This window comes from Bacillus sp. z14 (2026) (assembly GCF_058313575.1).
The window spans coordinates 134,251-157,808 of sequence record NZ_JBZFQK010000004.1 but is presented as its reverse complement, the minus strand read 5'-3'; the positions used below and the strand labels follow the sequence as shown (position 1 = coordinate 157,808).

The 23,558-nt window shown below is 38.2% G+C and carries 20 protein-coding genes and 1 riboswitch; of the genes, 10 read left to right on the top strand and 10 right to left on the bottom strand.

Annotated features, from left to right (window positions below; genetic code table 11):
• Positions 1-162 precede the first annotated feature (162 nt).
• The 5 genes from AC4G3O_RS14735 to AC4G3O_RS14715 all read right to left on the bottom strand — a co-directional run bounded on the left by AC4G3O_RS14735 (position 163) and on the right by AC4G3O_RS14715 (position 6,613).
• The gene (locus tag AC4G3O_RS14735; protein ID WP_491136406.1) at positions 163-1,785 is read right to left on the bottom strand and encodes an alpha-glucosidase; all 1,623 of its coding nucleotides are present in this window, start codon (positions 1,783-1,785) and stop codon (positions 163-165) included.
• A 203-nt stretch (positions 1,786-1,988) separates the two neighbouring features.
• Positions 1,989-3,875, bottom strand: a complete 1,887-nt coding sequence (locus AC4G3O_RS14730) for an FUSC family protein (protein ID WP_491136405.1) — start codon at positions 3,873-3,875, stop codon at positions 1,989-1,991.
• A 199-nt stretch (positions 3,876-4,074) separates the two neighbouring features.
• Positions 4,075-4,758: a CAP domain-containing protein gene (locus AC4G3O_RS14725; protein ID WP_066108126.1), complete on the bottom strand. Its 684-nt coding sequence runs from the start codon at positions 4,756-4,758 to the stop codon at positions 4,075-4,077.
• A 664-nt stretch (positions 4,759-5,422) separates the two neighbouring features.
• Positions 5,423-6,073 (bottom strand): nitroreductase family protein, encoded by a 651-nt coding sequence (locus AC4G3O_RS14720; RefSeq protein ID WP_491136404.1) that lies wholly within the window; start codon positions 6,071-6,073, stop codon positions 5,423-5,425.
• Between the two features lie 84 nt (positions 6,074-6,157).
• Positions 6,158-6,613 (bottom strand): nucleoside deaminase, encoded by a 456-nt coding sequence (locus AC4G3O_RS14715; protein ID WP_491136403.1) that lies wholly within the window; start codon positions 6,611-6,613, stop codon positions 6,158-6,160.
• A gap of 452 nt (positions 6,614-7,065) precedes the next feature.
• Here AC4G3O_RS14715 and AC4G3O_RS14710 point away from each other — a divergent pair, with 452 nt between their 5' ends.
• Positions 7,066-7,968, top strand: a complete 903-nt coding sequence (locus tag AC4G3O_RS14710) for a cation diffusion facilitator family transporter (protein WP_491136402.1) — start codon at positions 7,066-7,068, stop codon at positions 7,966-7,968.
• Between the two features lie 131 nt (positions 7,969-8,099).
• Here the strand turns inward: AC4G3O_RS14710 and AC4G3O_RS14705 are convergent, their stop codons facing one another.
• Positions 8,100-8,690, bottom strand: a complete 591-nt coding sequence (locus AC4G3O_RS14705; protein WP_491136401.1) for a methyltransferase domain-containing protein — start codon at positions 8,688-8,690, stop codon at positions 8,100-8,102.
• 407 nt (positions 8,691-9,097) lie between these two features.
• Here AC4G3O_RS14705 and qoxA point away from each other — a divergent pair, with 407 nt between their 5' ends.
• The 7 genes from qoxA (at position 9,098) to AC4G3O_RS14670 (ending at position 15,756) form a co-directional block, all read left to right on the top strand.
• The gene (gene qoxA / locus AC4G3O_RS14700) at positions 9,098-10,030 is read left to right on the top strand and encodes a cytochrome aa3 quinol oxidase subunit II (RefSeq protein WP_066108139.1); all 933 of its coding nucleotides are present in this window, start codon (positions 9,098-9,100) and stop codon (positions 10,028-10,030) included.
• Positions 10,031-10,063: 33 nt separating this feature from the next.
• Positions 10,064-12,010, top strand: a complete 1,947-nt coding sequence (gene qoxB / locus AC4G3O_RS14695) for a cytochrome aa3 quinol oxidase subunit I (RefSeq protein ID WP_066108144.1) — start codon at positions 10,064-10,066, stop codon at positions 12,008-12,010.
• Positions 12,007-12,603 (top strand): cytochrome aa3 quinol oxidase subunit III, encoded by a 597-nt coding sequence (gene qoxC / locus AC4G3O_RS14690; RefSeq protein ID WP_066108148.1) that lies wholly within the window; start codon positions 12,007-12,009, stop codon positions 12,601-12,603. Before qoxB ends, qoxC begins: the two co-directional genes overlap by 4 nt.
• Position 12,604: 1 nt before the next feature.
• Positions 12,605-12,886, top strand: a complete 282-nt coding sequence (gene qoxD / locus AC4G3O_RS14685) for a cytochrome aa3 quinol oxidase subunit IV (RefSeq protein ID WP_066108151.1) — start codon at positions 12,605-12,607, stop codon at positions 12,884-12,886.
• Between the two features lie 249 nt (positions 12,887-13,135).
• Positions 13,136-13,444: a hypothetical protein gene (locus AC4G3O_RS14680; protein WP_066108154.1), complete on the top strand. Its 309-nt coding sequence runs from the start codon at positions 13,136-13,138 to the stop codon at positions 13,442-13,444.
• Between the two features lie 240 nt (positions 13,445-13,684).
• A complete protein-coding gene (locus AC4G3O_RS14675; RefSeq protein ID WP_066108573.1) occupies positions 13,685-14,242 on the top strand; it encodes a TetR/AcrR family transcriptional regulator in 558 nt (185 codons plus the stop codon).
• 119 nt (positions 14,243-14,361) lie between these two features.
• Positions 14,362-15,756: a DHA2 family efflux MFS transporter permease subunit gene (locus AC4G3O_RS14670; RefSeq protein WP_441294139.1), complete on the top strand. Its 1,395-nt coding sequence runs from the start codon at positions 14,362-14,364 to the stop codon at positions 15,754-15,756.
• A gap of 58 nt (positions 15,757-15,814) precedes the next feature.
• Here the strand turns inward: AC4G3O_RS14670 and AC4G3O_RS14665 are convergent, their stop codons facing one another.
• The gene (locus tag AC4G3O_RS14665; protein WP_066108163.1) at positions 15,815-16,756 is read right to left on the bottom strand and encodes a TRM11 family SAM-dependent methyltransferase; all 942 of its coding nucleotides are present in this window, start codon (positions 16,754-16,756) and stop codon (positions 15,815-15,817) included.
• Between the two features lie 126 nt (positions 16,757-16,882).
• Here AC4G3O_RS14665 and AC4G3O_RS14660 point away from each other — a divergent pair, with 126 nt between their 5' ends.
• Positions 16,883-17,158: a CC/Se motif family (seleno)protein gene (locus AC4G3O_RS14660; RefSeq protein WP_066108164.1), complete on the top strand. Its 276-nt coding sequence runs from the start codon at positions 16,883-16,885 to the stop codon at positions 17,156-17,158.
• Between the two features lie 65 nt (positions 17,159-17,223).
• Here AC4G3O_RS14660 and AC4G3O_RS14655 read toward each other — a convergent pair whose 3' ends face one another.
• The 3 genes from AC4G3O_RS14655 to AC4G3O_RS14645 form a co-directional block, all read right to left on the bottom strand.
• Positions 17,224-19,041, bottom strand: a complete 1,818-nt coding sequence (locus tag AC4G3O_RS14655) for a carbon starvation CstA family protein (RefSeq protein WP_066108168.1) — start codon at positions 19,039-19,041, stop codon at positions 17,224-17,226.
• 138 nt (positions 19,042-19,179) lie between these two features.
• Positions 19,180-19,914: a LytR/AlgR family response regulator transcription factor gene (locus tag AC4G3O_RS14650; protein ID WP_066108171.1), complete on the bottom strand. Its 735-nt coding sequence runs from the start codon at positions 19,912-19,914 to the stop codon at positions 19,180-19,182.
• Positions 19,889-21,673: a sensor histidine kinase gene (locus tag AC4G3O_RS14645; RefSeq protein WP_066108175.1), complete on the bottom strand. Its 1,785-nt coding sequence runs from the start codon at positions 21,671-21,673 to the stop codon at positions 19,889-19,891. The genes AC4G3O_RS14650 and AC4G3O_RS14645 overlap by 26 nt, the downstream gene beginning before the upstream one ends.
• Before the next feature lie 345 nt (positions 21,674-22,018).
• Here AC4G3O_RS14645 and AC4G3O_RS14640 point away from each other — a divergent pair, with 345 nt between their 5' ends.
• The gene (locus tag AC4G3O_RS14640; RefSeq protein WP_066108178.1) at positions 22,019-22,930 is read left to right on the top strand and encodes a DMT family transporter; all 912 of its coding nucleotides are present in this window, start codon (positions 22,019-22,021) and stop codon (positions 22,928-22,930) included.
• 486 nt (positions 22,931-23,416) lie between these two features.
• Positions 23,417-23,494, top strand: a riboswitch (glycine riboswitch).
• Positions 23,495-23,558 lie beyond the last annotated feature (64 nt).

Sequence of the window (23,558 nt, the reverse complement as noted above, 5' to 3'; positions counted from 1 at the left end):
GGGTTCTATCGTCTTTATCTTCTTTTTGATTCTCGGAGCTCCCCTCCGAATGGTTCGGAACTACATTTTCACTTTCAGAACGACCTTCTGAATCATTCGGAGTCTTATTTTAATTATCTTTTGTTTGTTCTATATTGTTGCCGTTGGAATCAATTATCCCAGCTAAGCTTTTTTTAAATAAATACGTACTTCATAGGCATTTAATTTTGTGCTTGTCGTTTCATTATAGTTAGAAATCAGAATAGATGTCCCCTGCAAATCCATTTCACTGTTCAGCTCAATATGTATAGTGTTCGGCTGAACATTAGAAACAAAGTAAATCGTCTCATCAGCGTAGCTTCTTTTGTATCCATAAAGATGAGAATGTCCTTTAAATAATTCCTGATAATCCCCATATACAAAGACCTTGTACTGACTCCGCAGCTTGATCAGCTTTTGATAAAAATAAAAGATTGATTCAGGATTATGCAATTCATTGTTCACATTGATTGATTTATAGTTTGGATTAACTCGAATCCACGGTGTACCTGTTGTAAATCCCGCATGTTCTTCATTGGTCCATTGCATCGGTGTACGGCTATTGTCTCTGCTTAATGGCTGCAAATCTCTAAGAACCGTATTCGGGTCCCATCCCTTTGACACCAACTCAGCATACTGATTTTTCATCGCAATATCGTTATATTCGTCAATAGAAGAAAGGCGAATCCCTGTCATTCCTATTTCCTCTCCTTGATAAATATAAGGCATACCCGGCAAAGAATGCAGCAACGCAGCAAATAGTTTGGCTGATTGAACACGATACTCTTTATCATTACCATATCTGGTTACCACTCTTGTATGATCATGATTATTAATAAATTGTGAGTTCCAGCCTTTCTCTTTCAATCCTTCATACCAGCGCGCCTGAATCTCTTTAAATTTCTTTAAGTCCCAGGTTGGCATTTCATCACAAACTTCAAAATGAAACAAGGTATTCAGTTCATGGCGGTTTTTATCCACATATAATAACCCTTGCTCCGGCGTCACGAAGGCTACCTCCCCTACGGTTAACACATCATAATGACGGAATACCTGTTCATTCATCTCCTGCAAATAATCATGAACTTTGGGATGGTTGGCCAAATAACGAATATCATCCGGATCGTCTGCATCCGGAAAATCCTCCGGCTTCGCAAGCAGGGCAATTGCATCCAGCCTAAATCCATTAATCCCTTTCTTTAACCAAAAATGCAGGATGCGATATATTTCTTTACGTACTTCTTCATTCTCCCAATTCAAATCGGGCTGTTCGGCTGCGAATGAATGAAAATAATACTGACCAGTTCGTTGATCATATTCCCATGCAGACGGGGAAAAGTAAGAGCGCCAATTATTTGGAGGGTTCTCCTGGTCTCCATCTCTCCAAATATACCAATCTCTTTTTGGATTATCTTTGCTGGATCTGGATTCTTTAAACCAATCATGCTCATTTGAAGTATGGTTTATGACTAAATCCATAATAATTTTTAGGTCACGTTTTTGAGCTTCCCTGATTAATTGTTCAAAATCATCCATGGTGCCTGCTTTTGACACGACGGAGTAATAATCGGAAATATCATATCCATTATCTTTATCAGGAGAAAGATAAAAAGGATTGAGCCAGATTACATCTGCACCCAACTCTTTTATATAATCAAGCTTCCTCGTTACCCCTCTTAAGTCTCCATATCCATCCCCATCACTATCATAAAAGCTTCTCCAATAAACCTGGTACACGACACTTTCTTTCCACCATTGTTTATCCATCTCTCCCACCTCATAAAATGAATTATGTGAAGCTTATCTTTCTATTATTTTTCATTAGTTAAAGTAGAACTTTTTCTCTACCATTTAAGAGCATACATCTCATGCTTCTTCTTGTTCCTCAGCAATTTAAATAAGAAAAGTTGAGCTTGTATGCCCTTTCATTTTTATTTTTAGGATATCGCAATATTTATAATGTAGAAGTTCTATTTGAAGTAAGCCTGCTTTCTAAATCCTTTTAATATTCGCAGTGCGTCCTTTAACAACACGTATTCTTCCAGGGAATTAGAAAGCTGAAGTCTGTCATATAATTGACCAGCATGCTCATTTACACAATCCCCTTCTAAAGCCAGAATCGAATCAAGCTTTACTAATATTTCTCTCATCAGATGGACATCTACATCCTCCCTTTGCATCCGCAAGAACATATCATAAATGGCATGATTCAAACGGCGCTGAGATGATAGAAAGTTTTCCATTTCTTCATGCTGCAGCATTTGATTATTTAAAAGTATTCTTTCCTCTATTAAAGCGGAAACGGCAAATAAATGATTGATTGTATGTGCATTATTTCTTTGGTTTAAATAAGCGGACACTTCACGCTGCAATTCCTTGGATACTTGTTTGTAGCTTTTCATCAAATCTCTTGTACCCTTTTCCAGCGTATGTGGAAGTAATAAACGATTTGCAAGCATACCAATACCTATCCCTATCAGTACAAGCATAACTCTTCTCAGTGACAGGAGCGTCGGGTCGCCCGTGAGAGCAGCTGTTCCAAGAGCAGATATCGTGACAGTCAATACGACATTTCTATACTTCACCGCATAGCCATTCAAATACCCAACCAGCAAGACCAGGAAGGAGCGTATAGTCGTTTCATGAAAAATACTAAATAATAGTACAAAGATAGCCGCTCCCATTAAAGTGCCGATCACGCGTTCCTTGAAGCGATATTTAGCTGTCTCATAATAAGGTTGCGTCACAGAAAATATAGTAAATAAAATCCAGCGTCCTTCATTGATGTTAAAATAATCAACGATTAAAGCAACAGCTGCAATAGTGATACCCAATCGCAGTGCATATGTGAAACGAGCTGAATGTCGATTAATGTCCTTTAAAAATTGATAGGTATTCCGGTAGCCTCTAGGAATCTCTACCACACTCTCAACCTTGTTCAGTTCAGATGATTCACTGGTATGAAGGTACCTCAATAATTCACGCAATAATTTCAACGTACTAATCATTTCGACTATGTATGCGGATTCATGTTTGTTAAGCGCTATGTTTAGATTATTCAATGAATCATCAGATAAGCTTGACCCTTTATTGGCGTAATCCCTCATCTGTCTCAATTCAAAATTCAGAGCATCCAAGACATCCTCTGGGTAGTCACTTGCAGCTTTGCGGTTTAACATCAAATGCAGTTTTTCAAGACAGACCGAAATCTTCAAACGAACTCTGCCTTCGTGAGTCAGATAATAACCCTTGACACTCCGAAAATAAATCACCTTCCTGAACTCGTTGATATCAGACAGAATGATGGAATCCAACTCTTGATCAGGCTGGTTATCTCGAATACGATTTAACTTTTCTTGCAAATGGCTACATACCTGCAAGAAATAATGATTGCCCCTTTTAGATAATTTCCTTCTATTAAATACCCATTGTACCATCATGATAATCAAAGCCCCTGCAACCAGAGACATTAGTCTCAATGGGAATTCCTCCAACGGAACTGGATCGGTCAAAATGAATAAATATTGCAAACCAACCGCAATATGGATAGGTCCTTTTATGTTAGATGTGAAAAAGTATCCTACAATAAACATAGCGATAAAGTTTACTAAAATTCCTACCCAGGGATTGATCAAGGCCAGTTGACCAAATATTCCTTGGGACAAATTGACTGCCAAAATCAGCATGAAACTCTTCCATGGGGATACAGTAAAATCCCTCTCTAAATACATGAGCAGAGCAACCACAGTCGTGACCCCAATCAAAACATTATGCTGCCCAAACACAGCCTCAAAGCCTGTCACAAAAAGGATAACAAAGATAAATATCAATGTTTTTGATATGATCAGCTGCTTCATAGCTTCCCTTCCTTACCTATAAATTGCTATACCAGAATATTAAATCACAGTATAACATACTATGCTGCCAGGAAAAAAACATAGGAAAAGGCTTTCTAGCTTAGAACATTCATTAATGCTAATAAAAAAATGTCCCAAAAGATAAGTTTTCACTTCCTTTTGGGACAGTCTATATAAAATCTATATTTATAGTACTCTCTTATTTGCCTATAAACATTTGTGTCCAGTAGTTGCCGTTCTCCACATAACCAATTCCGATATGTGTATAGCTGGAGCTTAAGATATTTTTTCTATGACCGTCACTATTCATCCACGCATTTACTACTTCTTCTGGCGTGCGTTGACCCATAGCAATATTTTCAGCTGCCGCTCTATAAGAAATGCCAAATTGTTTCATCATATCAAATGGAGATCCGTAAGTTGGGCTTGTATGACTGAAATAGTTATTCTTCTGCATATCCTCTGATTTGATACGCGCTACTTTACTTAGCTCTGTATCTAGTGTTAAAGGTTTTAAGCCTTGTTTTTCACGTTCCGCGTTAGTAAGTTCTAGTACTTCCTGCTCATATGCACTTACTTCATAATCGTTTGATTCTGTATCATTGGAATCAGAATTATCTTCTTCCACAGTTGGAGCATCCGTACTTGGTTTATTTTGTTCCACGGCATTGTTTGAACCAGAATCCGTATCCTGACTTGGTTTATCAATAGTTGGAAGTTGAACAGATCCCCATGGGAATTTAATAATGCCTCCGCTGATCATCACTTTATATGAAGTTGTTGTATTCGGTTTAGAAGATACACTGGCTGCCTCCGCTCCTGTTATAGCTGTAATGGAAAGCGCTGCGGCTGCTGCAATTGTAACGATAAGTTTATGTTTCATTGGTAAATCTCCTCCTGTCATGATATTTGTTTAATCGACAAAGACATCGTAACATGAGTTTTTTGTAACATTTGAACCATAAACTACCAGACACCTTGAGATAGGATAATAGTCACCCTTTTCACATAGTGCACATCTAACTTAATATATTGATATATCAACAGTCCTGCTTAACTCTCTCTTTTTTCCAAATTCAGGATATCAAGTCCCTCTTTTTGTAAAATCCCCACTTTTATCCTATAAAATAGTTATTGACAGGTATTTAATAATTGAGGATTCATTACTGATACTACAGGTATGTTACAAGCATTGCAGTTATTTTTAAATAATGTTGAGTATACCCGTATTGCAGGCATGGTATGGGGAATTTAAATAGAGGAGGTTTCCTATACAGTACTTTTATAAAACAGATGGAGAAAACAAATTGTTTTCTCCATCTCTGTTCTTCTGAATATAGCAGGGTAATTTCTATATAGCAGACATCTCGTAAGCGACACCATAAACTTTACAATCAAATCCTTAAAGGTTAACTAACTACTTTAAAGAGTATTGACAGTTACTTAAATATACATGAGACTGTCGCAGAAAATCCCTTTATCATAGTCAATAGAAAAGGAGCAGGTTGTTACCTGCCCCTACCATATCACATTCATTCGTGACCTCTTTATTTCCATTCGATAACTTTGTCTACTGCAAGACGCATAGTCGGAAATCCATTATCAGCCGCCTTACCCATGGTCATAATCATGACCGGAGCATATCGTTCTTGATCCAATCCAAACACATCATTAATACGGGTTTTATCGAATCCCGCAATAGGATTGGTATCATATCCGTGAGCACGAGCCACGAGCATCAATTGCATGGCTACATGGCCACAGTCGGTCATGACAATATCTCTGCGATCCTGTTCAGTTAGTGAAGCAATCCATCCTAAAACACCTTCAAGCTGGCGTTCTTTATATTCAGCAGGCATATACCCAAGCTCTACATTTGCGCTATAAATCTCATCAGCTTTTAATGTATTGTGCAAGTCGCCAAAAATTGCAATCGTCACCGCTGATGTATCAATTTTTTTATGATTGGTCGGTGAGGCAATGTCCATCAATTTTGCTTTTGCCTCATCGCTTTCTATAACAAGAAAATACCAAGGCTGTAGATTCGTTGAAGATGGTGCGCTTGTTGCTTCACTGAATATTGCTGTCATCTCTTCATGACTGATCTTAACCATGGGATCGTAACTTTTGATGGAACGGCGTCCCATTAAGATTTTTTTGAAATCATTAGTTGGGATAACATGAGAACTATTGGACATGTTTATTCTCCTTTATGATTAGATTGGACTGGACGGTATTACATCAGGCTTGGATTAAAAAAATTATTCACTTTCCTATCACTATTAATATATAACTCTATTCTCGATTGCTTGATAGGCCTTGAATAATGCCTTACATTCTTCATGATCAACTCGCTGTAAATCATATGAACGCTTCCCATCAATCATTTTATAAAAGACATCATCTCTAAACCCTATTTTATCTGTATCCAATCGATCACATCCATAATAAACAGTCGTGATACCTGCCCAAAGGATGGCCCCTAAGCACATAGGACAAGGCTCAGCCGTTGTATAAAGCTCTGCTCCGGATAGGTCATAATGATTTTCATGACGGCATGCTTCCTTAATCGCAACTATTTCTCCATGCATCGTTGGATCCAGCTCCTTAACCACCATATTATGGCCCTTTCCAATGATTTTCCCATCCTTGACAATGACAGCTCCGAAAGGTCCGCCATGCCCTTGTTTAATTCCTTCATACGCTTCTTCAACAGCGGCTTTCATAAATGGATTCATAGCCTTATTACCCCCGATATTGGATTTATCAACAGGATGCTTTATCTTGGGTGTAGACTCCTAATTCAAATCTATTGTATTACTTGACGGTTAGTCAATATTCCCGTTAGACTTTGCTCAAAATCCTCAATTGCTTTATCACGCCATTTTTGTTCAGATGGATAAAACATTTCCAAATAACGATTTTTAATCTTTTACTCAGTCCATTTACTATCTGATCCTTGCACGTATAATCAGTTCTCATCAACTGGCAACCATTCATTATCAAACGCAGGGATGGCACTCACGTCATTCATCAAAGATTTGAAAATGAATTGCATCAGCGTGAATTAATCGGGAAATAAAAAACAAAAGTATTCCAAATGATTAATTAATTGGAATGCTCTTTTTTATGGATTTATTCTATACTAATAAGTAATGGTGAATTCAATAAAAAACTTGAGGTGACCTTTTTGGAGAAACAAAAATACAGGGACCTTAAATTAGGTGAACGCGGAGCAATCCTAAGCATTGCTGCATACGTATTTCTTTCCATATTAAAGCTGATTGTTGGATATATAAGTGAGTCTGAAGCATTACGTGCAGATGGGCTGAACAATATAACTGACATCATTGCCTCAGTAGCTGTATTAATTGGTTTAAAAGTTTCCCAGCGGCCTCCCGATAGCGATCATGCATATGGGCACTGGAAAAGTGAGTCGATTGCCTCTCTCCTATCTTCTTTTATCATGATGACAGTAGGTATCCAAGTTCTAACGGATGGATTCCAATCCATTTTAAGCAGGGAAAAAAATATACCTGATATAACGGCAGCATACACGGCGATTTTTTCCGCCCTCGTCATGTACTTCGTCTATCGCTATAATATAAAGCTAGCAAAAAGAATCAACAGCCATTCCGTTAAAGCTGCTGCCAAAGACAATATTTCTGATGCGTATGTCAGTATTGGAGCAGCAATTGGCATATTCGGCTCCCAGCTAAATATGCCTTTCCTCGATACAATTACTGCCATACTCGTAGGGTTATTGATTTGCAAAACAGCCTGGGATATTTTTAGAGAAGCATCCCATTACTTATCAGATGGTTTTGATGAGTCTAAGATTAAAATCTATCAAAATTCCATTGACCAAATAGAAGGGGTTAAAGGAATTAAAAAAATTATGGGACGAAATTACGGAAATAATGAAGTCATTGATATCATTATTTTGGTAGACAACACGTTAAATATTAAAGAAGCCCATGATATTGCTACTCTTGTAGAAAAGGATTTAATGAAGGATCATGGAGTCTATCGTGTCCATGTTCATGTGGAACCATATGAAGAAAAAGCAGAAAAAAGGCCAGGCCCAAATTAATGATAGGTATCCGGCTGTTTGCCCTACAGAGCTACAAATTGGTTGTTATAATACTGAATCTACCACTACTCCATAAACCTTCTGATATTTTATACGAAAAAAGGCATTCCAATGGGAACGCCTTTTTCAATTTAATAAGCTAGCCGGTAGATCAGTATTCTCTCAAACGGATTCGTTTCATTTAGAACAATCTCTTTGTGTAGTTCAAACACAGATTGATTTTCAAGAAAATATATATAATCCTCAGATGGATAATATAATATTAGGTGTACCTCGCGATATGTTTCTTCAACGGACAACAGAATGTTCGTTAGAACCTGGCGGAATATTTGTATCGTAAAAGGATTAAAGAAATAGAACCTATTATCAGTTGGTTGAATTTGAAACTCCTCTGCCAGACAACAGTGAAATTGAATTCGGTCTTTCCCCTTGTAATTATAGTTCTTGAGATTTTCCTCAGCTTCATTAATAAATTGTTCATTCATTTCTACCCCACTTACAAACGCCCCTGTCTTGTAATGAAGAAAGAAATTTAGTCTCCCCTTTCCGCATCCAAAATCGACCATATGATCATCCCTATTAAGGTCATACTCATCCAATAACTTTTCTAAAATCCAATACGGAGTCGGCTCATATCGGTGATAATGCATAGAATTATAAAATCCAGTTTGATTACCGACTGTTTTTATATGTAATAACTCATCATAATCTTTTTCGTTCATTGTATAACTCCGTTTCACTTATCTAGATTACTCATAAGTTTAAGCCTTTTTGATACTGATCGAAACCCTTTTTCTATATAATAGGCGTTTTCAGATTTCACATCCTAGTATTCACATAAAAATGCTACTTTAAAGTGACAATTTTACAATAAATTCTAAGAATATAATTAATTGTTAATTTGTTCACAACTTTGTCAAAATTGAAGATTTCCATGTCTTCTTTTAGTTTCATATATTTGTAATTTTGAAATTCAGTTATTATATTGAAAATCAGGGGCTATGGAAAAAGGAAGAATTATACCTAAATAGCAGCAAGAAAGGGAAATTATAACTATCAAGGTGTGCAGATTTACTGAATTTCCCTTACATAGCTTGAATTTACTTATTACATTAGGAAGGGGAAAAATATGAATAAAAAATGGGCACTTTTGAGTTCCATGATGGCGTCTATTCTTATGTTAGCGGGATGTGACTGGGTTGTATTCGACACAAATGGTCCTGTCGCAAAAACACAATCCAATGCCATTCTTTTCTCAATGGCTTTAATGGCAGCTGTTGTGCTTGTAGTATATGTACTTTTTATCGTTATTTTATATAAATACCGAGCATCCAAAGCTCCAAAAGATTACGAGCCTCCACATATGGAAGGCAGCAAGGCGCTTGAAATAACATGGACAGTCATACCAATTATTATTGTAGCCGTTTTAGCTGTAGTCACAGTTAAAACTACATTTGAAGTAGAAGGAAAGCCAAAAGGCTATGAAGATCAAAAACCATTGGTTATCTACGCAGCTTCTTCAAACTGGAAATGGCATTTCAGTTATCCAGAGCAAGGTATTGAGACGGTTAACTATGTAAACATTCCAACTAATAGAGTAGTAGAATTCCGTCTATATTCTTATGGACCAATTACAAGCTTCTGGATTCCACAGCTCGGTGGTCAAAAATACGCCATGAGTGACATGGTAACAAAATTAAATTTTGTAGCTGAAACACCAGCTTCCATGATGGGAAGAAATGCAAACTTCAGTGGTGAAGGCTACGCCCATATGGATTTTGAAGCACTGTCTATGACTCCAGATGATTTCGAAGAATGGGTTAGTGATGTAAAAGCAAATGAAGATAAGTTAACAGAAGAAAAATTTGAAAAACTGCTTGATACAGCACACGTCGGCAGACAATCATATTCTTCTACTCACTTGGATTTCAGCCCTCCACCGGAAGGACATCATCATGGTTCTGAACCATCTCCATCAAACGAGAGCGATGAAGCAGACAACACGTTTGATGAAGATACAGAAAAAGGTAATTCCGAGCACGAGAATCATTCAAATCATTAAAATTAAAGCTTTCATAAGAAAGGAGTTACAACCTTGGATTGGGATAAATTTATAGTACATGGTGGCCCGTTAATCTATGGCGCAATGGTAAGTATTGTCGCTGTATCGCTGGCTATCGTTATCGGCCTGACTTATTTTAAGAAATGGCGCTGGCTTAAAGATGAATGGCTTACCACTGTTGATCATAAACGTATTGGGGTCATGTATATTCTCTGTGCTTTAGTTATGTTATTCCGCGGCGGTGTTGATGGTTTATTAATGCGTGGACAGTTAGCTAAGCCTGAAAACGGACTGCTTGATGCACAGCATTATAACGAAATCTTTACAACGCATGGCGTGGTTATGATTTTATTTATGGCAATGCCATTTATCATTGGATTAATGAATATTGTTGTGCCTCTTCAAATTGGGGCGCGTGACGTTGCTTTCCCTTATTTAAATGCTATCAGCTTCTGGTTATTCTTTGCCGGAGCAATGCTATTTAATATCTCGTTCGTTATTGGTGGATCACCGGATGCCGGATGGTCAGCCTACTTCCCGCTTGCAGGTATAGAATTCAGCCCTACTGTGGGGAATAACTACTACAGTATTGCGATTCAGATTGCCGGTATTGGGACGCTGCTAACGGGTGTTAATTTTATCGTTACAATTTTAAAAATGAGAGCACCTGGTATGACTCTATGGAAAATGCCAATGTTCACATGGTCTATTTTAATCACTAGCATCATTATCGTTTTTGCTTTCCCTGTTTTAACAGTAGCTCTTGCCTTAATGATGTTTGACCGTTTGTTTGGTACACAATTTTTCACTATGCAAGATGGCGGAATGGATATGCTTTGGGCTAACCTGTTCTGGGTATGGGGCCATCCTGAAGTATATATCGTTATTCTTCCTGCCTTTGGTATATTCAGTGAGGTTATTTCAACATTCGCGAGAAAAAATCTGTATGGATACAAATCAATGGTGTTCAGTATGCTTGCCATCTCTGCCCTATCCTTTACTGTATGGGTTCACCATTTCTATACGATGGGTCAAGGTGCCATGGCAAACAGCTTCTTCTCGATTACTACGATGTTAATCGCTGTACCTACAGGAGTTAAGATATTTAACTGGCTCCTTACGATGTATAAAGGAAAAATTGAAATTACCACGCCAATGCTGTATGCCCTGGCATTCATACCAATCTTCACCTTTGGTGGAGTCACAGGGGTTATGCTAGCGATGGCAAGTGCGGATTATCAATATCATAATACAATGTTCTTGGTAGCCCATTTCCACTATGTTTTAATACCGGGTACAGTGTTTGGGGTACTGGCGGGTATGTATTTCTGGTTCCCTAAAATCTTTGGATTCAAATTAGACGAGAAATTAGGAAAAATCGCATTCTGGATTATTTCTATTTCATTCAATGTCACATTCCTGCCTCTATTCGCATTGGGACTTAAAGGGATGAACCGAAGAATGTATACGTACTCTGAAGAAACTGGGTATGGACCATTGAACCTTATCGCATCATTAGGTGCTGTAGGTTTAGCAATTGGATTCATCGTTCTCGTTTATAGCTTCTACTGGAGCTTCCGTTATGCTCCAAGACTAAAAGGAGACTCAGATCCATGGGGTGGCCGTACATTGGAATGGGCAACGAAAACACCTGTTCCAGCCTATAACTTTGCCATTACTCCTGAAGTGGATTCTGTAGATTCCTGGTGGGATCACAAAAAAGGTACACATAATCTGTTCACACGAAAAATCGAAGAAATACACATGCCTAGCAGTGACTTTAAACCGTTTCTAATGGCAGTGGCCTTCTTCTTCTGGGGATTCTTTATGGTATTTAGTATGTGGATTCCAGCCATTATCGCTGCGGTTCCAATTATCTATTTGATGTTTGTACGTTCCTTCAATGATGATCATGGGTTCCATATATCTGTGAAAGAAATTGAAGAAGAAGAAAGAAAATTGCGAGGTGAGACAGAATGAAATTAGATGCCTCTCAACCATTGGAATATAGTACTGAACAAAATCAGCTTAAGATACTGGGCTTCTGGATTTTCCTTGGAGCAGAGATCGTATTATTCGCTACACTGTTTACTGTCTACTTTGTACTGGAAAATCGTACAGGTGATGGGCCTTCCGGGAGCGATATCTTCGCTCTTGGTGGGGTTTTAGCTGAAACCTTTATTCTTTTGGCAAGTAGTTTTACGATTGGGATCGCGATTCACGCTATGCGGATGGGCATGAAAAAAGCAATGATGGTTATGTTCTCGATTACGCTTGTCCTTGGATTAGCCTTCCTAGGCATTGAAATTTATGAGTTCTTCCATTATGTACACGAAGGAGCTTCCATCCAAACAAGCGGCTTCACTTCTGCATTACTTACATTGCTTGGAACACACGGAGCCCACGTAACCGGAGGAATTCTATGGGGAATCGCTATTCTGATTCAAGTGAGCAGACGCGGAATTAATCACCTTACTGCCAATAAAGCATTTATTTTTTCACTGTACTGGCACTTCCTGGACGTTGTTTGGATTTTCATCTTCAGCTTCGTCTACCTGAAAGGACTGATGTAAAATGGCTAAGTTATTCCCTAAAGAGCATATCATAGGATTTTTATCATCCATCGCTCTAACAGTGGCAGCATTATTAGTTCTTTTCCTGGAGATATCATTTGGATTTAAAATGGCTATTTTGCTTATCACAGCTGGCTTACAAGCAAGTTTGCAGATATTCCTGTTCATGCATATTAATGAATCCAAGGAAAGAAGAACACTCTATACCAATATCCTTTATGCATTATTTGTAGCCCTAGTTACCATCTTCGGTTCCATGTTCGTCTTGCTTTGGGATTGGTAAAAATCGATACAGCTATACGAAACGGACAGCGAGTTCTAGTCGCTGTCCGTTTTTCTTATTATGAGTTTGCCAAAGTAAGAGCTCCTATGCCTACCATTCCCCTCATTCTGTTCGTCCCTTAATCCTATATAATAGATATTTCTCTATTACTCAAATTACCTGCATACCATACACATGCTTCTATAAACTACCATGTATTCATTTTAAAAATTCTTTTATGATGGAACTATATGAACCAGGAGTGATTGTATGAAAATATCTCTAATAAACAAGGATGGCATTATAAAAGAGGTCAAGCTTGGCTTCAGTTGGACTACTCTCTTTTTTGGAATATTCCCTGCTTTATTTCGCAAAGACTATAAATGGGCGATTATTATGCTTGGTATATCCATCACAATCAATCTTTTTCTATTTGGATTAGGCGCATTGCTAACAAGCGGCGTTTTCGCCTTTATCTATAATAAAATCTATATTAAAAACCTAATTACAAACGGCTATCGCCCTGTTTATGCTGCCGATCGAGAAATATTAATCAAGAAACAGCTATTAGCTGCTTAAAGTTATTGGTCCCTTAGCCTTAAGGGACCATTTCTATTACAACCCCATCTACTCATCTCTTTTCATTGGAAGAACCAATTTATAACCTCAACCACCCTTTCTAATCTATCTACTCTCGAAAAAATATACCTGCAACGAATGATTGACATAAAATACAGCCATCTTATAGAATGAAACAGTCACTCATTTATATAGACCAGTCATTATACTTGAAAAGAGGGATTTCATGTGAGTGCAAAAATGGACTCGCGTCAAAAAATTTTAGAGGCTGCTACTCGCCTTTTCAACATACAGGGATATCATGCAACAGGCTTAAATCAAATTCTGAAGGAAAGCGGTGCCCCTAAAGGGTCTTTATATTATCACTTCCCTGATGGTAAAGAACAACTGGCCGTAGAAGCAGTCAATAAAATGGCCGTTCAAATTGAAAATGATATTAAGCTGGCCATGAATCAGTATGATCATACCTTAGAGGCATTCCAATATCATATTGAAAAAATCGCTCAACATTTCAATAAAAATGACCTTTTTGAAGGTTTACCAATTGGATTATTGGCAGCGGAAACTTCCTTAATGAGCGAACCTTTACGCAAAGCGTGCAAGGCAGCATTTGAAGGCTGGGAAACACTTTATTATGATAAAATGCTTCAAGATGGCTTTGAACCAGAGAAAGCGCACCGTTTAAGTCTATTGGTTAATTCAATGATCGAAGGAGCCATCACCCGTTCGCTAACCAATTTAAATGGACAGCCTTTACTAAACATCTCTAAATGTCTGCCCGATATATTAAAGAAATAAGCAAACATAAATGTATATCCTTAATCAGCGTATTATATAGACTGGTCTAGTAATTATACATAATGAAAGGGGAATATTATTTGAGTAATAATCATGCTACAAATTTAGAAAATAAGCAGATTAAGCCACTTCCAATCGTGATTGCTATTATGATTGGTGCTTTTATTGGACTCTTCAGTGAAACTGCCTTAAATATGGCTTTTACAAACATTATGGATGACTTTCACATTGGTCCCCATGTCGTTCAGTGGTTAACAACAGGATATTTACTTGTACTTGGGATTCTTGTGCCTGTAACTGCATTACTGCTCCAATGGTTTACTACCAAGCAACTATTTAGTGCCTCCCTCATTTTTTCAATCGTAGGGACCTTAGTAGGAGCTATGGCACCTAACTTTGCCATTCTTCTATTAGCACGTGTCATTCAGGCTATAGGAACAGGTCTATTACTACCGTTAATGACAAATGTTATTATGGTTATATACCCACCTCATAGACGCGGAACAATTATGGGGATGATGGGGCTTGTCATTATGTTTGCACCTGCTGTCGGTCCAACCCTATCAGGATTAATCGTAGACAGTCTGGGCTGGCAATCGATTTTCTGGCTATGCTTACCTTTGCTTATTTTTACATTCGTATATGGTCTCATCTATATGCAAAATGTATCAACCATCACAAAACCAAAAATAGATATTCTGTCTATTATTCTTTCATCCATTGGTTTTGGAGGAATCGTCTTTGGTTTCAGCAGTGCCGGGGAGGGTGCTGGCTCATGGAGCGACCCAGCTGTTCTTTTACCGATTATTGTTGGGGCACTCAGCCTTATCCTATTCTCTTTCCGCCAGTTTAAAATGGAACAGCCAATGCTTAATTTACGCGTATTTAAGTTCCCTATGTTCTCTATTGGACTTTTAATGGTATTCCTGGGTATGATGATCATCTTATCCTCATCCATTCTATTGCCTATGTACTTAAAGGGCGGAATGTTATTGTCAGCTTTTGCAGCCGGCCTTGTCTTATTGCCTGGCGGTATTGTGAATGGAATTATGTCACCAATTACGGGGAAATTATTTGATACCTTCGGGCCAAAATACTTGGTTATTCCCGGTTTTGTATTAACAACAATATTTACCTACTTATTTACTAATATAACAACCGAAACTACCCAATTAACGGTTATCATCTTGCACACATGCATGTTGATTGGGGTTGCCATGATTATGATGCCTTCGCAAACAAATGGGTTAAACCAGTTGCCAAGACAGTATTACCCTGATGGAGCTGCTGTCATGAATACACTTCAGCAAATTGCAGGGGCGATTGGGACAGCAGTTGCTGTTAGCATCATGTCAGCTGGCCAGGCAAGCTATTTGGCTACAGCTGATCCCAATAATCCGCTTGCTGCCTCTGAAGCTTTGACAGCCGGTGTGCAAAACGCCTTTCTATTTGCGTTGATTGCCTCCATAATCGGATTGGTAGTTTCTTTCTTCGTTAAGCGTGTAGATGTTTAAAAGTATATAGAATAAGAGGGTGGCAAAAATCATGCCACCCTCTTTTTTATTTATTAATCTAATAACATAACAAAATCTCTCTTGTAAACCCAATCTTCTTTGCTTCACATCGATCCTGTATAGTTAAGCCAGCTTCCTTGATCATGTCATCAATCCGTTCCCCTGTAACAATAACAATTCTGTCTGCAATGCGATTTGCATGCGTTAAAATTGATAATTGTTCTTTCGGGCTCGCTGTATGGCATAAATTATAGGGTAAATCAATGATAGCTGCATCATAATGGTCCGTAACTTCCTCAATTGCACCGATTGCTATATCACAGCTATATCCAAAATGAGCTACATTTTCTCTGGCACCAATAGCTGGCAATGGCTTGATATCACGTCCACAAATCGTAATCCCCATTGACAAGGCTTCCACCAGTACATTCCCAATTCCACAGCATGGGTCAATCGCTTTCACACCAACAGGGTTGGGAACCGCGATATTAGCAACAGCCCTTGCCATTCTAGTACTGAGAGCTGTCGAATACTCTCGTGGTTTCTTTTGATGATGCAACCAGACCGCTTCATTTTTTTCATAAATACCTACATACCATTTTCCGCCGCAAGTAATGATGCCAAGAACGATATCCGGCTTCTCCAAATCAGCTTCACCCTGGATTTTTAATCCTATTTCCCGTTCAATCTTTCTTCGGTGACTAAAGCTAACTTTATCCTCTAGATCATTTGTTTTCACAAAGATTGTTTTGAATGTCTGATCCGGAAAGGAAAGTTTGCCTGCCTTGTGATAAAGGGTCTCCAAACTATCCCCTTCGGTCAGGACCTCTATTCTTTCCCTAATAAAGGGGCTTCGGCTTGGATCGACTTTTCTTGTACTTTTAAAAACAAAATCATCAGGATTCATGTCAAACAACGCCCTGAATTCCATTTTGCATAAAGATTCTTCCTCTGAACTGCATGCATATGTGTATATAAAAATTGGCTCCACCAATCCCATTCTGTTGTATTCTCTTCAACAATCTATAAAAAGCTTATATCACTCTATTATAATGCATTTTTATAGGAAACTAAAATACCATCCATTATAGTTAAGAATATACCTCACCTGAAGGAGGCACCAAAAATGATTATTGAAATGGACGAAGAATCAAAAAAGTGGATTGTATCAAAAGGGGATCAAGTAACCATAAAAAATTTGGATGTTAAAGCTTGCTGTGCCCCCGGCGTTCAGGAACTTATAGCATTGCCCGGCAAACCTAAAACTCTAAATCATTATTCTCAAATCACATCCGATCAAGTATCATTTTATATTCATAAAAATGTGCGAAAAAAGGGGAAAGTGATTCTTACATTATCGGGCATTCCTTTCCTAAAATCCCTCTCCGTTAAGCTTCAATAATTCACTTTTAAACAATAAAAAAACAGGTAAAGGGGCCATTTATTACGACCCTTTACCTGTTTTTTTTACATTGTTTTCATCAATTCTTCCTCTGATTGTTTAACCAATTCTGCTTGTGGGATTTTGGATAGATTAACCCATTTTATGATGGAAGCCACCATAATCACGACACCTAACGCAAGCATGATAATGGATAGAACACCGTTCAATACATTATATCCACCTGCATCCGGATTCAAATAGACATTCTTAATCATCCAGAATCCACCCACATTAACCGTAACATATAGATACGCCAATGGGACTAAGCATGTCAGCATATACCAGCGTTTCTCTGCAATTTTTAAGACAACGGTAGCTCCGACAATCAGTCCGATTGACGCCATCAACTGGTTGGATACTCCAAACAGTGCCCAGACGGAACTGATATCTCCAGAGAATAATAGATATCCCCAAATAAAGCAGGCTAATGCACTGGCAAAAATATTAGCTCCCAGAGAATCTGTTCGTTTCAAAGGTTTAATAAAGTCTCCAAAGAAGTCCTGGATGAGATATCTGGCAACCCTGGTTCCTGAATCAATCGCTGTTAAAATAAATACCGCCTCAAACAGGATTACGAATTGATAAAAATAGGAAGCTAAGTGTTGGAAGAATGGTACACTGGTAAAGATTTCCGTCATACCAACAGCAAGTGTTACTGCTCCACCCGTTCTTCCTTCAAGGTCCATATCTACTGCTTCTTCCAATCTATCTAAATGGACTGTTTCCATTCCCAATGTTGAATAGACTTCAGGTGTAGAGTTAATCGCAAAATAATCTCCAGGTTGAAGGGCAACTGCAGCAATCAATGCCATAATAGCCACTAAACATTCTACTAGCATCGCACCAAAGGCTACACCTTTAATATCGCTCCAACGGCTGACCATTTTCGGAGTAGTACCTGATCCAACAAAAGCATGGAAACCTGAAATGGCACCACAGGCAATTGTGATTGAAATAAACGGCCATACTGGGCCGGCCACAATTGGACCTCCACCGTTAATGAAATCTGGAATAATAGCAGGAAACTCAACTGAAGGGTTAACGATAAATACACCAATGATAAGTGCCGCGAAAACTCCTATTTTCATAAATGTACTTAAATAATCACGTGGTGCAAGCAATAACCAAACAGGAAGTGCAGCAGCGAAAAAGGCATAGACTGGTAATATAATAGCAAGAGTGCTCTTTTCAAGCGTTAAGAAATCGCCTAACCATGTTCCCTGAATTTGTGGACCAAAGAAAATTGCTAGCATAATTAAGATAAATCCAACGGTCGTCGGGACTTTTAAATTCCCTGTCTTTTTATGATAGATTCCCACTAACATCGCAATCGGAATTGTAATCCCTACCGCAAATGTACCCCATGGGTTTCTTTCAAGTGCTCCAAGTACAACCAATGACAAACCTGCCATCGTAATTGTGATAATGAATAGCATGGCCAATCCTGTACAGAATCCTGCTACAGGTCCAAGTTCTTCTTTTGCTACCTCGGATAATGATTTACCATCGCGGCGCATAGAGGCAAAGAGCACTACTGTATCATGAACTGCTCCTCCAATTACTGCCCCAACCAATAGCCAAATCAGACCGGGTAAATAACCAAACTGAGCTGCCAAAATCGGACCAACCAATGGGCCTGCAGCAGCAATGGCTGCAAAATGGTGTCCAAATACTACCCATTTATTTGTTGGCACATAGTCCTGACCATCCTCAAGCTTTTCAGCTGGTGTTGGTTTATCATTGGATAATTTTAACACCTTGGCCGCCATAAATGTCCCATACAAACGATAGGCTATTAAAAGGATACAAATCGAACCAATAACAATTGTAATCGCATTCATTTTTGGTGTTCCCCCTTTTTTGCATACGTATTATATTTTCATATTATCAAATGAAAACACTTACACCTCATTTTCAAAATGAACCGCAAAATAAATGGGATGAATTACAACTTACAACTAATGAATAGCAAATCAATCCTATAATCCTAGTAATTGTTTCAGTTCCTTTACATAGGTTCGACTGACTGGAACCTCGGAACCATCCGACATACGTAAGTTATAGGTTGAATTAAACCATGGTAATATCTCCACGATATGATCGATATTCACAAGATAGCTCCGATGTACCCGAAAGAATTGTGTCCGGGGCAATTTTTTTTCTAATCCAATCAGTGCCTCACTTACTTTATAAAGATGATTAACAGCCCGGATTTTACACTTTCCTTCGTATGATTCTAGGAATACGATATCATTGCATGTAAGCAATATAATTTTTTCTTCTGTCATAACAGCTATTTTTCCCTTACATTGAAGATTACTGGTATCTACTTTTCCAGGCTCCTTTGTGTGTAAATGAAGCTTTTTAACTTTGTCCAGCATTTTATGAATACGTTCTTCACTGAACGGTTTCAAAAGATAATCTACCGCATTTACGTCAAAAGCCTGAAGAGCATACTCGTCATAGGCAGTCGCAAAAACGATAGCTGGAACCGGGTTCAGACCTTCTAGTTTAGCGGCTAAATGTAATCCGTTCTCTCCCGCTAATTCAATATCTAAGAAGACAATATCCGGCTTTAACAGTGGAATATCATGTAATGCATCATCTATACAATCACTCTCACCCAAGATCTCCACTTCTCTGCTTCTTGCTAGTAAATATTTCAATTCGTCCCTGGCTAATGGTTCATCATCCACTACATAGGCTCGTAGCATCCTGCTCGTCACCTCCTTTACTTTCCAGCGGGATTAAGATATTAACAGTGGTGCCCTCACCCACTTTGCTATCAACCTTAAAATGGGCTTGGTTATTATAAATACCTTTTAAGCGTTCACTAATATTAAAAATGGCTGTACCGTTTCCACCGGCTGACGGTACAACCTGCTTGCTCAGACTTTTCAACCTTTCTTCCACAATCCCCTGTCCATTATCCGCAACAATCATTCTCATATAATTGCCATGTGAGCACACTTGTATATTAATTTTCCCAAACTGTTTTCTTTGTGGAAATGCATAATGAATCGCATTCTCTACCAAAGGCTGCAATAAAAATGGGGGAATCAATACATTTTCTAATCCATTCTCTATATCAAAATTAACTTCATATTTATGAGGAAAACGTGTTTGCTCTAAAGATAAATAGGCTTTCACATTTTCCAGCTCTTTTTCTAACGGGATCAGCAACTGTCTGGCTCCCTGTAAATTGCCTCGAAAAAATAAACTTAATTCCAATAGTAGTTTACGAGCTTTATCAGGATCAGTCCGGCATAAGGCAGATATCGTATTTAAACTATTAAATAAGAAGTGTGGATGAATCTGAGCCTGCAGGGCTTTTATCTCAGCATCCTTTAAAAGCCTCGCCTGCCTTTCCGCTTCTGCCAGCTCAAGCTGAGTTGAAAATAAATTAGCCAGCCCCTCTGCTAACTGCTGCTGAACTCTGTCTAATTTATCCGGCTTTGTATAATACAATTTTAAAGTTCCAGAGATTTCCCCCTTCACTTTTAAAGGGAGGACGATGGCAGCTACGAGCGGACAGTCCTTATGCCTGCACTCGATTTCCTCCTTCGATTTGGCTATTGAAACATATCCTGATTCAAGTACTTTTTTAGTCAGCCCAGTACTCGGCTTCACGCCAGGTTTATGATGATCGGAGGCTGCCCCCAAATGTGCAAGAACCAAATGTTCATCCGTGATAGAGACAGCATCTGCATCGGTTAAATTAAGCATAATTTTTGATATTTCTTTGCATGATTGGGTGTTTAAGCCCTGTCGAAAATGCGGAAGAGTCTGGTCCGCAATTAAAAATGCCTGATTGGTTTGATTCGCACGCGCTATCTCCCCATCACGTTTTATAGACTGAACGATCAGCATAAATAATAGTGTTCCGAATCCATTCATGGTGATCATTGGTAAACCGATAAACTGCACGAGGCTCCATGCATGCTCAAGAGGTTTGGCAGTCGCAAGGATAATCACCATTTGCAAAGCTTCGAGGGACATCCCAATTCCTGCAGCAAACAAAGGAGTTATCTGACCCCCGCTCCTTTTTCTTCTGTTGCCTATATACCCTGCCAATATTCCGGCCAGGATGGTAGAAAGGGCGCAGGAAAAGGCTGTAAACCCTCCCAATGTATAACGGTGTATACCGGCTATCAGACCAGCTCCTCCTCCAACAACGGGACCTCCCAATAATCCGCCTATCACAACACCCATCACTCTTGTATTAGCAATGGCACTATCTTCTCCAATAGCTGAAAGCCATCTATTCTCTTCAACCATAGAATGATAAACTTCTATTCCAGTATAATTACTAATAATCCCAAACATGCCGAATAATAGAAATAATTTCAACTGCTCATTTAGATTATGGTCTGGGTGAATGATTTGGCGAAAGGAATTCATTTTAGAAATTAAAAAGGCTACAATGACAATAATGCCTACCTTTTCAAGCATAATTGGGACTAAATCTAACATAGCCATCTCCCCTGGTTAGCGAACTTTCCATCCTCTTCTATAATTGTTAATTCTCCCTTTATTATATTTGAAAAATTAAGAAAAACAAAAAGATAGCCCTTTCATTACTATTGTTATATTAAATGCACACTTCTATTATAGATTCATCCTTTAAATCCCTTGACACAGTTTACAATGAAATTATATTCTTGACTCTGTGACTCTATTAAAATTCATTTTTATTCACAGCTCTGCTCTCCGTTTTGCAATAGCAGCAGTAACGTCTTCTCACTTGAGTAAACGATTTTGTATGTCTTGTTATACGGGGTTCAGAAAGCTTATTAAACTTCAACAAGGAGAATCGTTATGTGGTTTATTTTTTCACTACTAACAGCTTTAGCATGGGGTGGTGCTGACCTATTTTATAAAAAGGGATCAGACAGCAACGACAAGTACAGCCATATTAAAATTATCATCATGGTTGGTCTTGTCATGGGAATTCATGCAACAGCCTATATGATTATAAAAGATATACAGTTCAATCCAATGGAGATGATTCATTATTTACCAGTATCTTCTTTATACATCCTTTCCATGGCATTTGGGTATATTGGTTTGCGCTATATTGAATTGTCTATCGCCTCACCAATACAGAATTCCTCAGGTGTCGTAACAAGCATTCTGCTCTTCATCTTTTTCACTCATGAGCTAAGTATCATTGAAGTACTTGGGATTATCATCATCACTCTTGGGATTGTGGGGATAGCCGTTCTGGAAAAAAGAGCAGAAGATGAAGCTCGTCGACTGAATTCTGAGCATATCGATAAAAAATACCAAATTGGTTTCTTGGCTATTATCTTCCCAATTTTATATTGCATTATTGATGGACTTGCTACATTTGCGGATGCCATCTATCTGGATGAATTGAATCTAATCAGCGAAAATTCAGCTTTACTTGCGTATGAATATACCTTTTTCCTATGCGCTGCCGTATGTTTTATCTATCTTCGCTTTATAAAGAAGGAATCCTTCCATGTATTTAAAGAGCGCGATAAAGGGATAGCAGCTATTTTGGAAACGATTGGTCAATTTTTCTACGTATTTGCCATGGCATCAGGCTATGCAATTATCGCAGCACCATTGATTGCTTCTTACAGTATCTTTTCAATTATCCTGTCACGAATCTTCCTAAAAGAGAAGCTGACTAAAAAACAATACATGATCATCGCAGTTGTTATCTTCGGTATTATCCTGCTGGGGATAGCGGATGAACTCTAAATTTGAATTTGCCTTTTAATAATGTAGATTAAAGACCAAATCCCTTATGGATTTGGTCTTTTTTTCAGAATGAATTGTGCTACTGCTAAGATAAACATGAAAAAGAGAGCTCTCGATTCTGGCCTTCCCCTTAACCTCATTGCCATGCTTATATTTCTAAAGGAAAAAACAAAAAAAGAGAGATACCTAGTACCTTTCTTTACTATTTAATACTTATAGTATGGTTTATCAGAACTGAAGCTTGTTTAGTATCATTAATTGATTGTTCAAAAGCATATGGATTATATATATTTCAAGTAAATCTTGGGCTCTTCCATATGCTTCAACAAATCATTTAATTACATGTACTTAGTTTGACAACATAATAATTTAGTGATAGCATTTTTTTCATAATATTTTTTCAGAATTATGTTAATAAGTTAACATAATCTAATAATTGATAATTTAATATAGCACGCTTTGATCGCTGTGGATAAAACTATGGCGGGAGCAGCTTCTGGAGAGACTGTATTTATACAGCGCCGAAGGATTCACAATCTCAGGCAAAAGGACAGAATGGTAACGATTTTTGTTATTCTTGCCCTTTTAGAGATTGGAGACAACCAATCTCTTTTTTTATTGTCAAATA

Excerpts from the sequence above, each read along its gene's own strand:
- AC4G3O_RS14735 (WP_491136406.1), bottom strand. The coding sequence starts at position 1,785 with ATGGATAAACAATGGTGGAAAGAAAGTGTCGTGTACCAGGTTTATTGG.
- AC4G3O_RS14675 (WP_066108573.1), top strand. The coding sequence starts at position 13,685 with ATGGACTCGCGTCAAAAAATTTTAGAGGCTGCTACTCGCCTTTTCAAC.
- AC4G3O_RS14660 (WP_066108164.1), top strand. The coding sequence starts at position 16,883 with ATGATTATTGAAATGGACGAAGAATCAAAAAAGTGGATTGTATCAAAA.
- AC4G3O_RS14730 (WP_491136405.1), bottom strand. The coding sequence starts at position 3,875 with ATGAAGCAGCTGATCATATCAAAAACATTGATATTTATCTTTGTTATC.
- AC4G3O_RS14655 (WP_066108168.1), bottom strand. The coding sequence starts at position 19,041 with ATGAATGCGATTACAATTGTTATTGGTTCGATTTGTATCCTTTTAATA.
- AC4G3O_RS14725 (WP_066108126.1), bottom strand. The coding sequence starts at position 4,758 with ATGAAACATAAACTTATCGTTACAATTGCAGCAGCCGCAGCGCTTTCC.
- AC4G3O_RS14705 (WP_491136401.1), bottom strand. The coding sequence starts at position 8,690 with ATGAACGAAAAAGATTATGATGAGTTATTACATATAAAAACAGTCGGT.
- qoxC (WP_066108148.1), top strand. The coding sequence starts at position 12,007 with ATGAAATTAGATGCCTCTCAACCATTGGAATATAGTACTGAACAAAAT.
- qoxD (WP_066108151.1), top strand. The coding sequence starts at position 12,605 with ATGGCTAAGTTATTCCCTAAAGAGCATATCATAGGATTTTTATCATCC.
- AC4G3O_RS14680 (WP_066108154.1), top strand. The coding sequence starts at position 13,136 with ATGAAAATATCTCTAATAAACAAGGATGGCATTATAAAAGAGGTCAAG.
- AC4G3O_RS14640 (WP_066108178.1), top strand. The coding sequence starts at position 22,019 with ATGTGGTTTATTTTTTCACTACTAACAGCTTTAGCATGGGGTGGTGCT.
- AC4G3O_RS14665 (WP_066108163.1), bottom strand. The coding sequence starts at position 16,756 with ATGGGATTGGTGGAGCCAATTTTTATATACACATATGCATGCAGTTCA.
- AC4G3O_RS14650 (WP_066108171.1), bottom strand. The coding sequence starts at position 19,914 with ATGCTACGAGCCTATGTAGTGGATGATGAACCATTAGCCAGGGACGAA.
- AC4G3O_RS14715 (WP_491136403.1), bottom strand. The coding sequence starts at position 6,613 with ATGAATCCATTTATGAAAGCCGCTGTTGAAGAAGCGTATGAAGGAATT.
- AC4G3O_RS14645 (WP_066108175.1), bottom strand. The coding sequence starts at position 21,673 with ATGTTAGATTTAGTCCCAATTATGCTTGAAAAGGTAGGCATTATTGTC.
- AC4G3O_RS14720 (WP_491136404.1), bottom strand. The coding sequence starts at position 6,073 with ATGTCCAATAGTTCTCATGTTATCCCAACTAATGATTTCAAAAAAATC.
- qoxA (WP_066108139.1), top strand. The coding sequence starts at position 9,098 with ATGAATAAAAAATGGGCACTTTTGAGTTCCATGATGGCGTCTATTCTT.